General features: G+C 68.3%; 18 protein-coding genes. 13 read left to right on the top strand and 5 right to left on the bottom strand.

Annotated features, from left to right (window positions below):
- Positions 1–14 precede the first annotated feature (14 nt).
- The 3 genes from A5745_RS14280 (at position 15) to regX (ending at position 2,841) form a co-directional block, all read left to right on the top strand.
- Complete coding sequence (locus tag A5745_RS14280; protein ID WP_076116769.1) at positions 15–764, top strand: phosphoglyceromutase; 750 nt, start codon at positions 15–17, stop codon at positions 762–764.
- A gap of 173 nt (positions 765–937) precedes the next feature.
- Positions 938–2,161 (top strand): cell wall metabolism sensor histidine kinase WalK, encoded by a 1,224-nt coding sequence (locus A5745_RS14275; protein ID WP_139329615.1) that lies wholly within the window; start codon positions 938–940, stop codon positions 2,159–2,161.
- Entirely contained in the window at positions 2,158–2,841 is a 684-nt protein-coding gene (regX, locus tag A5745_RS14270) for a two-component sensory transduction protein RegX (RefSeq protein ID WP_076062535.1), read from the top strand. The genes A5745_RS14275 and regX overlap by 4 nt, the downstream gene beginning before the upstream one ends.
- 51 nt (positions 2,842–2,892) lie before the next feature.
- Here regX and A5745_RS14265 read toward each other — a convergent pair whose 3' ends face one another.
- The 3 genes from A5745_RS14265 to A5745_RS14255 are packed head-to-tail and all read right to left on the bottom strand — an operon-like array spanning position 2,893 to position 6,034.
- Complete coding sequence (locus A5745_RS14265; protein ID WP_076116766.1) at positions 2,893–4,755, bottom strand: GMC family oxidoreductase N-terminal domain-containing protein; 1,863 nt, start codon at positions 4,753–4,755, stop codon at positions 2,893–2,895.
- Entirely contained in the window at positions 4,752–5,081 is a 330-nt protein-coding gene (locus A5745_RS14260; protein ID WP_076116764.1) for a hypothetical protein, read from the bottom strand. The genes A5745_RS14265 and A5745_RS14260 overlap by 4 nt, the downstream gene beginning before the upstream one ends.
- Positions 5,078–6,034, bottom strand: coding sequence for a hypothetical protein (locus A5745_RS14255; RefSeq protein ID WP_076116761.1), 957 nt, complete (start codon positions 6,032–6,034; stop codon positions 5,078–5,080). Before A5745_RS14255 ends, A5745_RS14260 begins: the two co-directional genes overlap by 4 nt.
- A 38-nt stretch (positions 6,035–6,072) precedes the next feature.
- On the opposite strand from A5745_RS14255, the gene A5745_RS14250 reads away from it, so the two are divergent.
- Positions 6,073–6,795, top strand: coding sequence for a FadR/GntR family transcriptional regulator (locus A5745_RS14250; protein WP_076116759.1), 723 nt, complete (start codon positions 6,073–6,075; stop codon positions 6,793–6,795).
- Positions 6,796–6,798: 3 nt separating this feature from the next.
- On the opposite strand, the gene A5745_RS14245 is transcribed toward A5745_RS14250, so the two are convergent.
- Complete coding sequence (locus A5745_RS14245; protein ID WP_076062527.1) at positions 6,799–7,584, bottom strand: hypothetical protein; 786 nt, start codon at positions 7,582–7,584, stop codon at positions 6,799–6,801.
- A gap of 119 nt (positions 7,585–7,703) precedes the next feature.
- Between A5745_RS14245 and A5745_RS14240 the strand changes: the two genes are divergently transcribed.
- The 9 genes from A5745_RS14240 to A5745_RS14200 all read left to right on the top strand — a co-directional run bounded on the left by A5745_RS14240 (position 7,704) and on the right by A5745_RS14200 (position 15,274).
- Positions 7,704–8,720 carry a Ppx/GppA phosphatase family protein gene (locus tag A5745_RS14240; RefSeq protein WP_076116757.1) on the top strand — a complete coding sequence of 339 codons (1,017 nt, stop codon included), beginning with the start codon at positions 7,704–7,706 and terminating at the stop codon, positions 8,718–8,720.
- On the top strand, positions 8,717–9,691 hold the full coding sequence (locus A5745_RS14235) for a hypothetical protein (protein WP_076062523.1): 975 nt from the start codon (positions 8,717–8,719) through the stop codon (positions 9,689–9,691). Before A5745_RS14240 ends, A5745_RS14235 begins: the two co-directional genes overlap by 4 nt.
- 16 nt (positions 9,692–9,707) lie before the next feature.
- Positions 9,708–10,550 (top strand): sugar phosphate isomerase/epimerase, encoded by an 843-nt coding sequence (locus A5745_RS14230; protein WP_076116755.1) that lies wholly within the window; start codon positions 9,708–9,710, stop codon positions 10,548–10,550.
- Between the two features lie 23 nt (positions 10,551–10,573).
- Positions 10,574–11,422 carry a thioesterase family protein gene (locus A5745_RS14225; protein ID WP_076116851.1) on the top strand — a complete coding sequence of 283 codons (849 nt, stop codon included), beginning with the start codon at positions 10,574–10,576 and terminating at the stop codon, positions 11,420–11,422.
- A 24-nt stretch (positions 11,423–11,446) separates the two neighbouring features.
- Positions 11,447–12,322 carry a pyrroline-5-carboxylate reductase gene (proC, locus tag A5745_RS14220; RefSeq protein ID WP_175879824.1) on the top strand — a complete coding sequence of 292 codons (876 nt, stop codon included), beginning with the start codon at positions 11,447–11,449 and terminating at the stop codon, positions 12,320–12,322.
- 140 nt (positions 12,323–12,462) lie between these two features.
- Positions 12,463–12,717, top strand: a complete 255-nt coding sequence (locus tag A5745_RS14215; RefSeq protein ID WP_076062519.1) for a cell division/environmental response transcriptional regulator — start codon at positions 12,463–12,465, stop codon at positions 12,715–12,717.
- A 172-nt stretch (positions 12,718–12,889) separates the two neighbouring features.
- Complete coding sequence (locus tag A5745_RS14210; RefSeq protein ID WP_003402602.1) at positions 12,890–12,991, top strand: 30S ribosomal protein bS22; 102 nt, start codon at positions 12,890–12,892, stop codon at positions 12,989–12,991.
- 136 nt (positions 12,992–13,127) lie between these two features.
- Positions 13,128–14,201, top strand: a complete 1,074-nt coding sequence (locus A5745_RS14205; protein ID WP_076116849.1) for an SDR family oxidoreductase — start codon at positions 13,128–13,130, stop codon at positions 14,199–14,201.
- The gene (locus A5745_RS14200) at positions 14,183–15,274 is read left to right on the top strand and encodes a lysophospholipid acyltransferase family protein (RefSeq protein WP_139329611.1); all 1,092 of its coding nucleotides are present in this window, start codon (positions 14,183–14,185) and stop codon (positions 15,272–15,274) included. Before A5745_RS14205 ends, A5745_RS14200 begins: the two co-directional genes overlap by 19 nt.
- A gap of 64 nt (positions 15,275–15,338) precedes the next feature.
- Here the strand turns inward: A5745_RS14200 and cmaA2 are convergent, their stop codons facing one another.
- On the bottom strand, positions 15,339–16,247 hold the full coding sequence (gene cmaA2, locus A5745_RS14195; RefSeq protein ID WP_076116752.1) for a cyclopropane mycolic acid synthase CmaA2: 909 nt from the start codon (positions 16,245–16,247) through the stop codon (positions 15,339–15,341).
- Position 16,248 lies beyond the last annotated feature (1 nt).

Here is a 16,248-nt window from a genome sequence, read left to right as displayed (position 1 = left end):
AGAGACTAGCCGGCATGGGCGAAACTGCGACGCTGGTGCTGCTCCGCCACGGCGAAAGCGAATGGAACGCAAGCAACCAGTTCACCGGCTGGGTGGACGTCGACCTGACCGCCAAAGGCCGGGCCGAGGCGGTGCGCAGCGGCGAGCTGCTGGCCGAGCACAACCTGTTGCCCGACGTGCTCTACACGTCGCTGCTGCGGCGCGCGATCACCACCGCGCATGTCGCGCTGGACACCGCCGACCGGTTGTGGATTCCGGTGCGGCGCAGCTGGCGGCTCAACGAGCGCCACTACGGGGCGCTTCAGGGTCTGAACAAAGCCGAGACCCTGGCGCGCTACGGCGAGGAGCAGTTCATGGCCTGGCGGCGCAGCTACGACACGCCGCCGCCGCCGATCGAGCGGGGCAGCGAGTTCAGCCAGGACACCGACCCCCGCTACGCCGACATCGGGGGCGGCCCGCTCACCGAGTGCCTGGCCGACGTGGTGGCGCGGTTTCTGCCGTATTTCACCGACGTGATCGTCCCGGACCTGCGGACCGGCAAGACGGTGCTGATCGTCGCGCACGGCAACTCGTTGCGCGCCCTGGTCAAACACCTCGACGGGATGTCCGACGAGGAGATCGTCGGCCTGAACATCCCGACCGGCATCCCGCTGCGCTACGACCTGGACGACGCGCTGCGCCCGGCGGTGCCCGGCGGCACCTATCTGGACCCCGAGGCGGCCGCCGCCGGTGCCGCCGCGGTAGCGAGCCAGGGCAGTCGCTAGTTTTTGCTCGTTTCTTCGTTGCGCGGCTGACGTGCCGATAGTGTGCTTTACGGCCCCGTTTGCCAAACAGGGCGTAAACGGGAGCCGAACACCTGTAGCTCAGGATGTGACTTGTCCGATTTTGGCCTCGCTCCGCTAGGGCGGCGTTAAGGAAGATTTGTAGGATTTTCTATGTGACTGTGTTCTCGGCGCTGTTGCTGGCCGGGGTCTTGTCCGTGCTGGCGCTGGCCGCAGGTGTTGCGGTCGGCACCCGGCTGTCGCCTCGGGTGGTGCAACGCCGCCAGCGGGTGGCCACCGAATGGACAGGAATCACCGTCGCGCAGATGCTGCAGCGGATCGTGACGCTGATGCCGCTCGGCGTGGCGGTGGTGGATTCCCATCGCGACGTCGTCTATCTCAACGAGCGCGCCACGGAACTGGGACTGGTGCGGGATCGTCAACTCGACGACCAGGCCTGGCAGGCCGCGCAGCAGGCGCTGAGCGGTCTCGACGCCGAGTTCGACATGCAGCCCGCCAAACGCCAGAACAATGGCCGCTCCGGCCTCGCGGTGCACGGGCAGGCCCGGCTGCTCAGCAACGAGGACCGCCGGTTCGCGGTGGTCTTCGTCCACGACCAGTCCGACTACGCCCGCATGGAGGCGACGCGGCGCGACTTCGTCGCCAACGTCAGCCACGAGCTCAAGACCCCGGTCGGCGCCATGGCGGTGCTTGCCGAGGCCTTGCTGGCTTCGTCGGATGACTCCGACACCGTTCGCCGATTCGCCGAGAAGGTGCTCATCGAGGCCAACCGGCTGGGCGACATGGTCGCCGAGCTGATCGAGCTGTCCCGGCTGCAGGGCGCCGAGCGGTTACCCAACGTCACCGAAGTTGACGTCGATACCGTTGTCTCCGAAGCGATTTCACGCCACAAGGTGGCCGCTGACAATGCGCAGATCCAGGTCCGCACCGATGCGCCCAGCGGGTTGCGCGTGCTGGGCGACGAGACGCTGCTGGTGACCGCGCTGGCCAACCTGGTCTCCAACGCGATCGCGTATTCCGCGCCGGGCTCGCCGGTGTCGATCAGTCGTCGCCGCCGCGGGGACAACATCGAAATCGCCGTCACCGACCGGGGTATCGGCATCGCACTGGAAGACCAGGAACGCGTCTTCGAGCGCTTCTTCCGGGGCGACAAGGCGCGTTCGCGGGCCACCGGCGGCAGTGGGCTGGGGCTTGCCATCGTCAAACACGTGGCGGCCAATCACAACGGCAGCATCGGCGTGTGGAGCAAGCCGGGAACCGGATCGACGTTCACCTTGTCCATCCCGGCCTATCGGGACGACGACGAACCACCAGAGCAACCGCGGGGCCGTGAGGTGCGTCCCCATCGGTCCCAACGAGAGGAAGAGCTAAGTAGATGACCAGTGTGCTGATCGTCGAAGACGAGGAGTCGCTTGCCGATCCGCTGGCATTCCTCCTTCGCAAGGAGGGCTTCGAGGCCACGGTAGTGACCGACGGGCAGACGGCGCTCGCCGAGTTCGAGCGGGCCGGCGCCGACATCGTGCTGCTCGACTTGATGCTGCCGGGCATATCCGGCACCGATGTCTGCAAGCAGCTGCGTGCCCGTTCCAGCGTGCCCGTGATCATGGTGACGGCTCGCGACAGCGAGATCGACAAGGTCGTCGGCCTGGAATTGGGCGCGGACGACTACGTGACCAAGCCGTATTCGGCCCGCGAGTTGATTGCCCGGATCCGGGCGGTGCTGCGCCGCGGCGGTGACGACGACTCCGAAATCAGCGACGGCGTGCTGGAATCCGGGCCGGTGCGCATGGATGTCGAGCGGCACGTCGTGTCCGTCAACGGTGACACAATCACGTTGCCGCTCAAGGAATTCGACTTGCTGGAATACCTGATGCGCAACAGCGGCCGGGTGTTGACCCGCGGGCAGCTCATCGACCGCGTGTGGGGCGCCGACTACGTCGGTGACACCAAGACGCTCGACGTCCACGTCAAGCGGCTGCGGTCGAAGATCGAGGCCGACCCGGCCAACCCGGTGCACCTGGTGACGGTGCGCGGATTGGGCTACAAGCTCGAGGGCTAGTCGCTCGTGTCGAGTGTGCGCTGACGTCGCCCTGGACGCACACGCAACGCCCTAGGCGCACACTCGATCACCGACGACCTCGTCGGCGACTGCCAGCGCTAGCGCCATGATCGACACCTGCGGGTTCACTTCCGGGCAGCTCGGCAGGATGGACGCGTCGGCGACCCAGACGCCGTCGACGCCGCGCAGCCGTCCGGCCTCGTCGACCGGACACCGCTGCGCGTCGGCGCCCGCGGCGGCGGTGCCCGTCGGATGGAACGCGGCGAGGTGCAGACTTCGAGGATTGCTGCGCCGCAACGCATCCTGCAGCGCGGGCAGCGACGTCACCGTCGTCGCGCCGGGCAAACCGGTGAGCACCTCGACAGCGCCGGCGGCGAACAGCAGCCGCCCCATGGCCTCGACCGCGACCACCACTTTGGCGATGTCGGCCCGGGTGATGTTGTAGCGCACCAGCGTTTCGCCGCGCACCGAATGCACCGAGCCCACTCCGCGATCGGCGATCATGGCGCCGAACGTGGCGACCTGAGGTGCCCGGTCCAGCCAGCCCAGTAGCTCTGCGCCGTAGCCGGGATAAACCATCGAGCCCATGCCGGGCGGCGTGGACGTCGCTTCGATCAGCACGCCGTCCGATTCGTGCAACTCGTGAACGGCGGCGCTCTGCAGCACGCCGTGCCACGCGACGACGTCATCCTCGAAGCGGCCGGCGAGCATCGTCGCCGGATGCAGCGCAAGGTTATGCCCGAGGCGCGGATGTCCGCCAAGTCCGCTGCGCCGCAACAGCATTGGCGTCTCGGTGGCCCCGGCGGCGATGACGACGGTGTCGGCAAGGATGTCGAGGGCGGTGCCGTCGGGACGGCGGGCGCGCACCCCGCGGGCGCGCCCGTTGTGGTACAGCACGCGCTCGGCGCGGGCGTGCGAGATGATCCGTGCGCCCGCCGCGCAGGCCTGGGGCAGCGCGTTGAGGTGTACACCGAACTTGGCGTTGCGCGGACACCCGATCGCGCACTGGCAACAGCCCTCGCACCCCGGGGCGTTGCGAGGGATGGGCGCCGCCCGCCAGCCCAGCGATGAAGCGGCATCGAGCAGCAGCCGCCCATTGCGGCCCATGATCTGCAGCGGCACCGGCGCGACCCGCAGCGTGTGCTCGACGTCGTCGAGGTGGGCGCCCAACCGGTCGGGGTCGGCCAGGCCCAGCCCGAATTCGTCGCGCCAGCGCCGCTGCACGGTCGGCGGCGGCCGGTAGCAGGTGCCGGAATTCACGACGGTGGTGCCGCCGACCGCCCGGCCGATCGGCAGCACCACGGACGGGCGTCCCAGCGCGACGGTGGCCCCGGCGCCGCGGTACAGCCCGGCGTAGCGATCGATCGGGTGGGTGGAACGGAACTCCTCGACCGTCCAGCGGCGTCCCTCTTCGAGCACCACGGTGTCGAGGCCGGCCCGGGCCAGCGTGCGGGCCACCATCGCGCCGCCGGCGCCGGACCCGATGACGACGGCGTCGGTGCTGACGACCGAGCGGCTCTCGGTCGACGGGATGACCGTCAGCGGCGCATCCGGGCGCGCAACGTCGTGCCTCTGGGCGCGGGTCAGCAATTCCGGCGCATAGGTGTCGGCGCCGTTGGCCAGCAACACGATTGCCTTCATGGCCTCCACGGCCGCCCCGGCGTCCGGGCCCAGAGCGGCGACCCGGCGCAGCACCCGATCCCGTTGGTCGGGACCAAGCCGCGCCAGCGAGCGGCCGGTGGTCAGGTAGCTCGCCGCCCCCACGGACGCCAGCCCGGCGCGCAGCGCCAGCCGTGACGTCGCCGGCAGCCGCGCGAGGTAGCGGTCGACGCGATCGGCCAGCTGCGCCGGTGGCGGCCCACCGCGCTCCTCGGGGAGCAACGCGGCACCGAACGACGCGGCGAGACGGCTCATACCAAACGGCCGAGCCGTCGGCCGAGCTTGATGAAGAACGGGTACGTGGCGAAGATCGCCCCGGCCGCCGCGTGCAGCGGCCAGCGCGCGCCCTCCGTCCGAACGCCGAAAACGCCGCTGTTCCACATGAAGTCGCGGCCATTGCGGGCGCGGAACGGGCGCCACAGGATACCGAGGCCGGGCACATTGTTGTAGAGCCCGAACGAGCCGCCGAAGAAGACGCCGAGCACGGCGGCCTCGGCGACGTCGCGGCGATCGCTCGGCACGTTGCGTTCGATCAGCACGCCGGAGGCGACCAGCAGCGGCGGGTCAAGCACGAAACTCATGTTGGTGTCCTTTCGTTGACGACGGGTGCCTCGGCGCCGCGCAGGCCGACTTCCGCGTGTCCGGTTCCGAGCACCGACCAGTGCCGGTCGTCGATTTCGACGTGCACGTCGGCCTGCTCGGTGTTGGTGCACACCGCGGTGCCGCCGTCGGGGTCGGTGTAGTGCAGGCTCACGCACTTCTCCGGCGGCTGGTCGACGCGGATCAGCACCTTGCGACCGCCGACGCGTCCCTCCAGCTGCCAGTGCCGCAAGCCGAGCGTGGTCCGCATCAGCAGCGACGGCAAAGGACTTGCGGGCCAATCCTTTCCGTCAATCCGGAAGCGAATGAACGCCATCGGTGCGAGCCTGCGCAGTCCCGGCTTGTGCGAGACCGCGGTGACCGCTTCGAGGACGTCGCCGCCCCCGAGATCGGCGTGGATCCATCCCCAGCGTTTGGCGTTGCCGTGCCCGTAGATGTGGGCGACCCCGCCCCGCCAGCCGTCGACGCTATAAGAGGCATCGCCGACACTCAGCGAGCCGATGAAGTCGGCGGTAGGGGCGAGGACCACCTGGGCGCCCGGCAGCAGCTCGCGCTCCCACGCCGCGCGGGGAAACGTCCACAGCGGCGCGCCGTCGTCGCGCCAGCGCAGGTCCCATCCGAGCGCTCCCGCGTGCCCGGTCAGCTCGTCGCGCCCCACACGCACGCCGGCGGCGGTGAACCAGGCCGTGTCGGTCCCGGGTTGGGCGGGCTCGGGACCGAACCGCTCCGTGCGCGGCGGGCCGTCGGGTGGGAACCAGGTCGCCCAGCCGTGCGCGTAGGGCGTCCGCGGGCCCGGCTGCGGCGCCACGGTCTCGCAGTGGATCCACAGACCCGCGCGCGTGAGCGGATCCGACAGGGTGGCGTACCAGACTTCCAGGCGCCCGGGCCTGCCCCGCCAGCGCGGGAACGCGGCGGATCGCCAGTCGTCGGTCACCGCTTCACCTGCCCGTCGGTTGTATATTGGTTGAGCCAATGAACCAGTCTAGTGCGTTGCAGCCCCCCGACCGCCAGCGGGTCGACGAACAGATCGCGGCGTCGATCGCCGACGCCATCCTCGACGGCGTCTTTCCGCCCGGTTCGACGCTGCCGCCGGAGCGGGAGCTGGCCGAGCAGCTCGACGTCAACCGAACCTCGCTGCGCCAGGGCCTGGCGCGGCTGCAACAGATGGGGCTGATCGAGGCCCGGCACGGCAGCGGCAACGTGGTGCGCGACCCCGAGGGGCTGACCCATCCAGCGGTCGTCGAGGCGCTGGTCCGCAAACTGGGCCCCGAATTCCTGGTCGAGCTGCTGGAGATCCGTGCGGCGCTGGGGCCGTTGATCGGACGCCTGGCGGCACAACGGCGCGCTCCCGAGGACGCCGACGCGTTACGTGCCGCGCTGGCCGCCGTGGCCGAGGCCGATAGCGCCGCGGCGCGCCAGGCCGCCGACCTTGCCTACTTCCGGGTGCTCATCCATTCCACCGGCAACCGCGCCCTGGGGCTGTTGTACCGCTGGGTCGAGCACGCCTTCGGCGGCCGCGAGCACGAGCTCACCGGGGCCTACGACGACGCCGGGCCGGTGGTGGCCGACCTGCGGGCGATCACCGAGGCGGTGCTGGCGCGCGACGCGACGGCCGGCGGCGTGGCCGTCGAGGCGTACCTGCAAGCCAGTGCGATGCGAATGGTGTTGTCCTACAACAAGAAACGAGCGACCTGAACGCTACTCGGCGAGCCGGGTTGCCGGGTGCACCGCGATGAGGCCTAACTTGCTGCGGCGCTTGCACATCGCCGCCAGTTCCGCATAGGCCTTGGCGCCGAGCAGTTCGGTGAGCTCGTCGGCCAGGCTTTCCCAGACCTGTTTGGCGCCGATGTGGGTGGCCGGGTCGCCGGTGCAGTACCAATGCAAGTCGGCGCCACCGGATCCCCAGCCGCGACGATCGAATTCGGTGACGGTGGTCTTGAGGATCTCGCTGCCGTCGGGCCGGGTCACCCATTCCTGGCTGCGCCGGATCGGCAGCTGCCAACACACGTCGGGCTTCATCGTCAGCGGCGGCACGCCCAGCTTGAGGGCCTTGCTGTGCAGCGCGCAGCCGGGGCCGCCGGCGAAGCCGGGCCGGTTCAGGAAAATGCACGCGTCTTTGTGCTTGCGGGTGCGGTATTGCGGTTGGCCCTCATGCTCGTCGAGTTCCAGGTAGCCCTTGCGGCCCAATCCCTTTTCGCGGAATTGCCAGTCGTCGGCGGTGAGCTTTTTCACCGCGTCGTCCAAGCGGGCGCGGTCGTCGTCGTCGCACAGGAACGCGCCGTGCGAACAGCAGCCGTCGTCCGGACGGCCCTCCACCGTGCCGCGGCAGGCCGGCGTGCCGAATACGCACGTCCAGCGGGACAGTAGCCATGTGAGATCGGCCGCAATCAGGTGCTCGGGGTTATCGGGGTCATAGAACTCCACCCATTCCCGGGCGAAATCCAATTCGACCTCTTGCCCCGGCTCGAGATGCGAATTCGCCACGCACTCAACGTTAGACCACAATTGGCATTCGCTGACCGGTTGACACTCGGGCGGCCCGCTGCCCCGGACACAACGGGGCGCGAGAGCACCAATGCCGCCGCAACGATTAGGTTGTTTGTGTGCGATTGGGCGTGCTCGACGTGGGTAGCAACACGGTCCATCTGCTGGTGGTCGATGCCCACCGCGGTGGACATCCCACGCCCATGAGTTCAACCAAGGCCACACTGCGGCTTTCGGAATCCCTCGACAGCTCCGGCAAGATCACCAAACGCGGCGCCGAGAAACTGATTTCCACCATCGACGAATTCGCCAAGATCGCCGACAGCTCCGGCTGCGAGGAGCTGATGGCGTTTGCCACCTCCGCGGTGCGCGACGCCGAGAATTCCGACGACGTACTGGCCCGGGTGCGCAAGGAGACCGGAGTCGAGCTGGAGGTGCTGCGCGGCGTCGACGAGTCGCGGCTGACCTTCCTGGCGGTGCGCCGGTGGTACGGGTGGAGCGCGGGGCGGATTGTCAACCTCGACATCGGCGGCGGCTCGCTGGAACTGTCCAGCGGCGTCGACGAGGAGCCCGAGATCGCGTTGTCGCTGCCGCTGGGCGCCGGACGGCTGACCCGCGAGTGGCTGGCCGAGGATCCGCCCGGCCGGCGCCGGGTCGCGATGCTGCGCGATTGGCTGGACGCCGAGCTGGCCGACGCCAGTGCCACCGTCCTGGACGCCGGCGACCCGGACCTGGCCGTCGCAACTTCGAAGACGTTCCGCTCGCTGGCGCGGTTGACCGGCGCGGCGCCGTCGGCGGCCGGACCGCGGGTGAAGCGGACGCTGACGTCCAACGGCCTCAGGCAACTCATATCTTTCATCTCTAGGATGACCACCGCTGACCGAGCTGAACTGGAAGGAGTCAGCGCCGAACGGGCGCCGCAGATCGTGGCGGGCGCCCTGGTGGCGGAGGCAAGCATGCGAGCGCTGTCGATAGAAACCGTGGATATCTGCCCGTGGGCATTACGGGAAGGTCTCATCTTGCGCAAACTCGACAGCGAAGCTGACGGAACGGCCCTCGTCGAGACCTCGGTGCGCGATGCTGGAGGCCAGAAGGTTGATCGGAATGCGAACCGATCGAGAGGCGACAAATCATGACCGGACCACACTCCGAGACTGAGAGCCCCGGCACTCGGCCCATCTCGGTGGCCGAATTGCTGGCCAGGAACGGAACCATTGGCGCCCCGGAGCTCACCCGGCGGCGCCGCCGTCGGCGCGGCGATAGCGACGCCGTCACCGTTGCCGAGCTGACCGGCGAGATCCCCGTCATCCAAGACGACGACGAGACCGACCACGGGACCAACGGGACGACCCAGGTTGCCGAGCCCGCCGAACCGGTGGCGGACGTGGCCGTTGCTCAGGAGGTCACCGACGAGCGGCCCGCATCGGCGTACTGGTCCGAACCCGAGCCGCGCTGGCCCAAGTCCCCACCACAGCCGCAACGCGCGACGGGGCCCGAGCGCAGCGAATATCCGCGGCCGGTGCGCCATGTCGACGCAGGCGACGCCGAGCAATCCGGCGCCGAGGACATGAGCCCGGATCCGCTGGACCAATACGCCGACATCCCGGTCGACGTGATGGATTCCGAAGTGCGCGAAGCCGAACCCGCGACCGAGGACTCCGCCTACGTGAGGTCCTACCTGCAGTCCTCGGACTCGACGCTGTTCGGCGGGCAGACCCTCGCCGACGAGCTGGCGCGGCGGCGCAGCGGCGAGCGGGCTTCGGCGGACTCGCTGGCGGACGAGGAAGACCATGTCGACATCGACCATGCCGATGAGGGCGCCCACCCCGCGCACGAACGACTCGAGAACCTGTGGCGCGGTGGCCTGATCGTCTTGCAGTGCATCTTCGCCGTGGCGTTCGGCGGCCTGCTGTTCATCGCCTTCGACCAACTGTGGCGGTGGAACAGCCTGGTCGCGCTGGTGCTGTCGGTGCTGGTCATCCTGGGCCTGGTGGCCGGGGTGCGGGTGGTGCGCAAAACCGAGGACATCGGCAGCACGCTGATCGCGGTCGCGGTGGGTGCCTTGATCACCCTGGGACCGCTGGCACTTTCCCTGCAATCGGGCTAGGCGCCATCCACAGATAGTGCGCCCAGCAATCAAAGTCGGCCTGTCCACGGCCTCGGTCTACCCGTTGAGGGCCGAGGCCGCGTTCGAGTATGCGGCCCGCCTCGGCTACGACGGCGTCGAGCTGATGGTGTGGAGCGAATCGGTCAGCCAGGACATCGATGCCGTCAAGAAGCTTTCCAAGCGCTATCGCGTGCCGGTGCTGTCGGTGCACGCGCCCTGCTTGCTGATCTCGCAGCGGGTGTGGGGCTCCAACCCGATTCACAAGCTGGAACGCAGCGTGAAGGCCGCCGAGCAGTTGGGCGCGCAGACCGTCGTCGTGCATCCGCCGTTTCGCTGGCAACGGCGCTACGCCGAGGGGTTCAGCGACCAGGTCGCGGAGCTGGAGGCGTCCAGCGACGTGATGGTCGCCGTGGAAAACATGTTCCCGTTCCGAGCGGACCGGTTCTTCGGGGCCGACCAGTCGCGCGAGCGGATGCGCAGGCGTGGCGGCGGCCCCGGCCCGGCGATTTCGGCGTTCGCGCCGTCCTACGACCCGCTGGACGGCGACCACGCGCACTACACGCTGGACCTGTCGCATACCTCGACTGCGGGCACCGACTCGCTGGAGATGGCGCGGCGCATGGGTGCGGGGCTGGTGCACCTGCATCTGTGCGACGGCAGTGGCCTGCCCGCCGACGAACACCTGGTGCCGGGGCGCGGAACGCAACCCACCGCCGAGGTCTGCCAGACGCTGGCCGGCGGGCGTTTCGCGGGCCATGTCATCCTCGAGGTGTCCACCTCCGCGGCGCGTTCGGCCTACGAGCGCGAGGCCATGCTGGCCGAATCGTTGCAGTTCGCGCGCACGCATCTGTTGCGGTGACCGACGAGACACTTCGGGAGACCATGAACGCGCTGTTCACCGACGCCATGACGCTGCGGGAGATCGACCCGGGTGTCTACCCCCGTGTTTTCGAAGGCGAGCTCAACAAGCACTGGACCATCGGGCCCAAGGTGCACGGCGGCGCCATGCTGGCGCTGTGCGCCAACGCCGCCCGCACCGTCTGCGGCGGCCAACCGGATGGACCGGTCTTGCAACCGGTCGCCGTGGCCGCGAGCTTCCTGTCGGCCCCCGATCCCGGTGTGATGCAGCTGGTGACGTCCATCCGCAAGCGCGGACGCCGGATCAGCGTGGTCGACGTGGAGCTGGTCCAGGGCAGCCGGACCGCGGTGCACGCCGTGGTCAACCTGGGCGAGCCGGAGCATTTCCCGCCCGGCGGCCAGGCTGCGCCGCTGCTGTCGGCGAATCCGGTGGTGGACCTGATGGCGCCGGAGCCGCCCGACGACGTCGCGCCGATCGGACCGGGCCATCCCCTGGCCGGCCTGGTCCATCTCGGAGAGGGCTGCGACGTGCGGCCGGTGCTGTCGACGCTGGCGCCCAGCGCTGATGGCCGCCCTCCGGTGATTCAGATGTGGGCGCGCCCCCGCGGTGTGGCCCCCGACGCGCTGTTTGCGCTGATGTGCGGGGATCTGTCGGCGCCGGTGACCTTCGCCGTGGAGCGCACCGGCTGGGCCCCCACGGTTCAGCTCACCGCGTTCCTGCGGAGCCTGCCCGCCGACGGCTGGCTGCGAATCATCGCGACGTGCACTGAGATCGGGCATTACTGGTTCGACGAGGACCACACCGTGGTCGACAGCCTGGGCCGGATCGTCGTGCAAGCGCGCCAACTCGCGATGGTGCCCGCCGCTGGGTAGCCGGTGTCTGCGATGCTTTTCGGCATGGCAAGAATCGCGATCATCGGTGGCGGCAGTATCGGCGAGGCCTTGCTGTCGGGTCTGCTGCGCGCGGGACGCCGGGTCAAAGACCTGGTGGTCGCGGAGCGAGTGCCCGAACGCGCCAAGTACCTCGCGGACACCTATTCGGTGCTGGTGACGTCGCCGACCGAGGCGGTGGAGAATGCGGACTTCGTGGTCGTCGCGGTGAAGCCCGCCGACGTCGAGCCGGTGATGGGGGAGTTGGGCCGGGCGGCCGCCGCGGCCGAGAACGACAGCGCGGAGCAGGTATTCGTGACCGTCGCGGCGGGGATCACGATCGGCTACTTCGAGTCGAAGCTGCCGGCCGGGGCGCCGGTGGTGCGGGCGATGCCGAACGCGGCGGCCCTGGTGGGTGCCGGGGTGACCGCGCTGGCCAGCGGTCGTTTCGTTTCCCCACCGCAGCTCGAGGAGGTTTCGGCGCTGTTCGACTCGGTCGGCGGTGTACTGACCGTTCCCGAGTCGCAGATGGACGCGGTCACCGCGCTGTCCGGCTCGGGCCCGGCCTACTTCTTCTTGATGGTCGAGGCCCTGGTCGACGCCGGGGTCGCGGCGGGCCTGAGTCGCCAGGTGGCAACCGACCTGACCGCGCAGACCATGGCGGGGTCGGCGGCGATGCTGCTGGAACGGATGGATCAAGACCGCCGGCCTGGCGAAGGCGAGGCCCTGGGGGCCGGCTCGGACGCCACCGCGGCGCAGCTGCGCGCGACCATCACCTCGCCCGGCGGAACGACCGCCGCTGCGCTGCGCGAACTCGAGCGAGGCGGATTGCGGGCGGCTGTCGACGCGGCCGTTCAAGCCGCCAAAAAGCGCTCTGAGCAGCTAAGAATTACATCAGAATAATTCAAGAATTTTGTACTGATTGTCCCCCACCAGTACCAGTAACCCCACTAGTCCCGCTATTCTCCTTTGTGTATGCACGTGTGGGTGCCAGCGGAGGGGAAGCCGCTGGCATTGCGCGGGCCTGACACGATTGGGTTGCGATGACGTCTACGAACGGGCCATCGGCGCGAGATTCCGCTGGCAAGCGGGATACCGGTGCAGTCGATGGCCAGCAGGCCAGGACACAATTTCTGACCGTCGCCGAGGTGGCGGCCCTGATGCGGGTCTCCAAAATGACGGTTTACCGGCTGGTGCACAACGGCGAGCTGCCAGCGGTTCGGGTTGGGCGGTCCTTCCGGGTCCATGCGAAGGCCGTCCACGACATGCTGGAGACTTCGTACTTCGACGCGGGCTGACCTGAAACCTGCCGCAACACCGAGGTTTTCGGCGCGCGGTCGGATCCGCACCATGGCAAGGGGCGTGATTTGGCGTGCGGTCACGCGGGCGCCCGTTTGGTGTTCCATGCCGGCGGCCGGGTAAAGTGGCCGGGTCCTTTCCAAGCCGGTCACGGGTCAGATAGCGGAGTTCATGGGTTCAGTAATCAAGAAGCGGCGCAAGCGCATGTCGAAGAAAAAGCACCGCAAGCTGCTGCGCCGCACCCGGGTGCAGCGCAGAAAACTTGGCAAGTAAGCCCCGACCGGTTCAGTCCCACCCGCGCCGACCGTCATGCGGCCGTAACGCCGCTGTCTCTCTTGGCCGTTAGGCTGTTCTGGTGGATTCGCCGAGCGGGGATGGTGGCGCGACGGGCGGCACCGCGACCGACACCATGCATTACCCCAAGGTTGTGCTGGTTACCGGTGCATGCCGGTTTCTTGGCGGCTACCTGACCGCTCGCCTGGCGCAGAACCCGCTGATCAAAGGGGTGATCGCGGTGGACGCGATCGCGCCGAGCAAGGACATGCTGCGCCGGATGGGCCGCGCCGAGTTCGTCCGCGCAGACATTCGTAATCCCTTTATCGCCAAGGTGATTCGAAACGGCGACGTCGATACGGTGGTGCACGCGGCGGCCGCGTCGTACGCGCCCCGCTCCGGCGGTAGCGCTGCGCTCAAGGAACTCAACGTGATGGGCGCGATGCAGCTCTTCGCGGCCTGCCAGAAGGCTCCCTCGGTGCGCCGCGTCGTGCTGAAGTCGACGTCGGAGGTGTACGGGTCGAGCCCGCACGATCCGGTGATGTTCACCGAGGACAGCAGCAGCCGTCGACCCATCCGCGGCGGTTTCGCCAAGGACAGCCTCGACATCGAGGGCTACGCGCGCGGCCTGGGCCGGCGCCGTCCCGATATCGCGGTGACCATCCTGCGGCTGGCCAACATGATCGGCCCCGCGATGGACACCACGCTGTCGCGGTATCTAGCTGGGCCTTTGGTGCCGACGATGTTCGGCCGCGACGCCCGATTGCAGTTGCTGCACGAGCAGGACGCCCTGGGCGCGCTGGAGCGCGCGGCGATGGCCGGCAAGGCCGGCACGTTCAACGTCGGCGCCGACGGCATCCTCATGCTGTCGCAGGCGATCCGGCGGGCCGGGCGAATTCCGTTCCCCGTACCCGGCTTCGGGGTCTGGGCGCTGGATTCGCTGAGACGGGCTAATCGCTACACGGAGATCAACCGCGAGCAATTCAACTACCTGAGTTACGGCCGCGTCATGGACACCACGAGGATGCGCACGGAGCTCGGCTACCAGCCCAAATGGTCGACGGCCGAGGCGTTCGACGACTACGTTCGCGGCCGCGCGCTCACTCCCATAATCGATCCAGATCGGGTACGCTCCTTGGAGGGTCGCGCCATTGCCCTAGCGCAGCGCTGGGGTAGCCGAAATCCAATTCCATGGGGTGGGGTCAGGTAGATATCGTGGCGGGTGAAACCAGAGCGAATGTCATTCCACTGCACACCAATCGGGGTCGGGTAGCGGCGCGGCGGAGAGCCGATCAGCGCGCGGAGTCGTCTCGACAGCATCCCTCGTTGCTTACCGATCCGCGGGGCCGGGCATCGGCCGAGCAGATCGCCGCCGTCGTCCGGGAAATCGATGAGCACCGCCGCGTCGCGGGCGCGCCATCGGCAGCCGAGGCACCGCTCAACGAGCTCGCGCAGCGCGTCGCCGCCGTCGCCGGATTCCTCCGGCAGCGGTTGACGGGTGACTACACGGTCGACGAATTCGGCTTCGATCCCCACTTCAACAGCGCGGTCGTCCGGCCTTTGCTGAGGTTCTTCTTCCGGTCCTGGTTCCGGGTCGAAGTCAGCGGCATCGAGAACCTGCCCAGCGAGGGCGCGGCGCTGGTGGTCGCCAATCACGCCGGGGTACTGCCGTTCGACGGGCTGATGCTGTCGGTGGCCGTTCACGACGAGCATCCGGCGGAGCGGGACCTGCGGCTGCTAGCGGCCGACATGGTCTTCGATCTGCCGGTGATCGGCGAAACCGCCCGCAAGGCGGGCCACACCATGGCCTGCACGAGCGATGCGCACCGGTTGCTCGCCGCGGGCGAGCTCACCGCCGTGTTCCCGGAGGGCTACAAGGGCCTGGGCAAGCGATTCGAGGACCGCTACCGGTTGCAGCGGTTCGGGCGCGGCGGCTTCGTGACGGCCGCCTTGCGCACCAAGGCGCCGATCATTCCCTGCTCGATCATCGGTTCCGAAGAGATCTACCCGATGCTCACCGACGTCAAGCTGCTGGCGCGGCTGTTCGGCCTGCCCTACTTCCCGATCACTCCGCTGTTCCCGTTGGCCGGGCCCGCGGGTCTGGTGCCACTGCCGTCCAAGTGGCGCATCGCGTTCGGTGAGCCGATCTACACCAACGACTACGCCGCGTCCGACGCCGAGGACCCGATGGTCACCTTCGAGCTGACCGACCAGGTGCGCGAGACGATCCAGCAGACGCTGTACCGGCTGCTCGCCGGCCGCCGCAACATCTTCCTGGGCTGAGATCCGGCCTGCTACGCGAAAGCGCCCCGGCGCCAATGGCACCGGGGCGCTTTGCTCTCGACGGCTACTTGACCAGAGTGAACTGGCAGACGTCGGTGTAGTGGTCGCGGAAGAGGTCCGAGCACCCACGCAGGTAGTGCATGTAGATGTCGTAGGTCTCCTGCCCCTTGAGCTCGATCGCCTTTTCCTTGTTCGCTTCCAGCGCGTCGGCCCAGGCGTTCAGGGTCGGCACGTAATTGTGGCCGATCCGGTGGTAGCGCTCGACCTTCCAGCCGGCGTTGGACGAGTAGTGGTCGACCTGCGAGATCCGGGGCAGCCTGCCGCCCGGGAAGATCTCGGTCAGGATGAATTTGATGAAGCGCAGCAGGCTCATCGGCGCCCCCAGGCCGCGCTCCTCGGCTTCGTCTTTGTCCGGAATGATGATCGTGTGCAACAGCATTCGGCCGTCGTCGGGCGTCAAACTGTAGAACTTCTTGAAGAAGGCGTCGTAGCGCTCGAAGCCGGCATCACCGGCGCCGTCGGCGAAGTGCTCGAAGGCGCCCAGTGACACGATCCGGTCGACCGGCTCGTCGAACTCTTCCCAGCCCTGGATCCGCACCTCTTTGCGGCGGGGGGTGTCGATCTCCTCGAACTTGGCCTTGTCGTGGGCGTACTGGTTCTCGCTCAGCGTCAGGCCGATCACGTTGACGTCGTACTCCTGCAACGCGTGCCGCATGGTGGAGCCCCAGCCGCACCCGATGTCGAGAAGCGTCATGCCGGGCTCAAGGTTGAGCTTGTCCAGCGAGAGTTTGCGCTTGGCGTACTGAGCCTCTTCCAGCGTCATGTTCGGGCGCTCATCGAAGTAGGCGCAGCTGTAAGTCATCGACGGGTCGAGCCAAAGCTTGAAGAACTCGTTCGATTTGTCGTAATGAGATCGGACATCTTCGACCGGGGGCTTCAGCTGGGTGCCACCCGTTTCACCCTGTGACGTCATT

Origin of the sequence: Mycobacterium sp. IS-2888, from assembly GCF_001954215.1 — a bacterium.
Lineage (GTDB): Bacteria > Actinomycetota > Actinomycetes > Mycobacteriales > Mycobacteriaceae > Mycobacterium.
The sequence above is the reverse complement of the archived record's forward strand: the minus strand, read 5'-3'. Positions and strand labels throughout refer to the sequence as shown.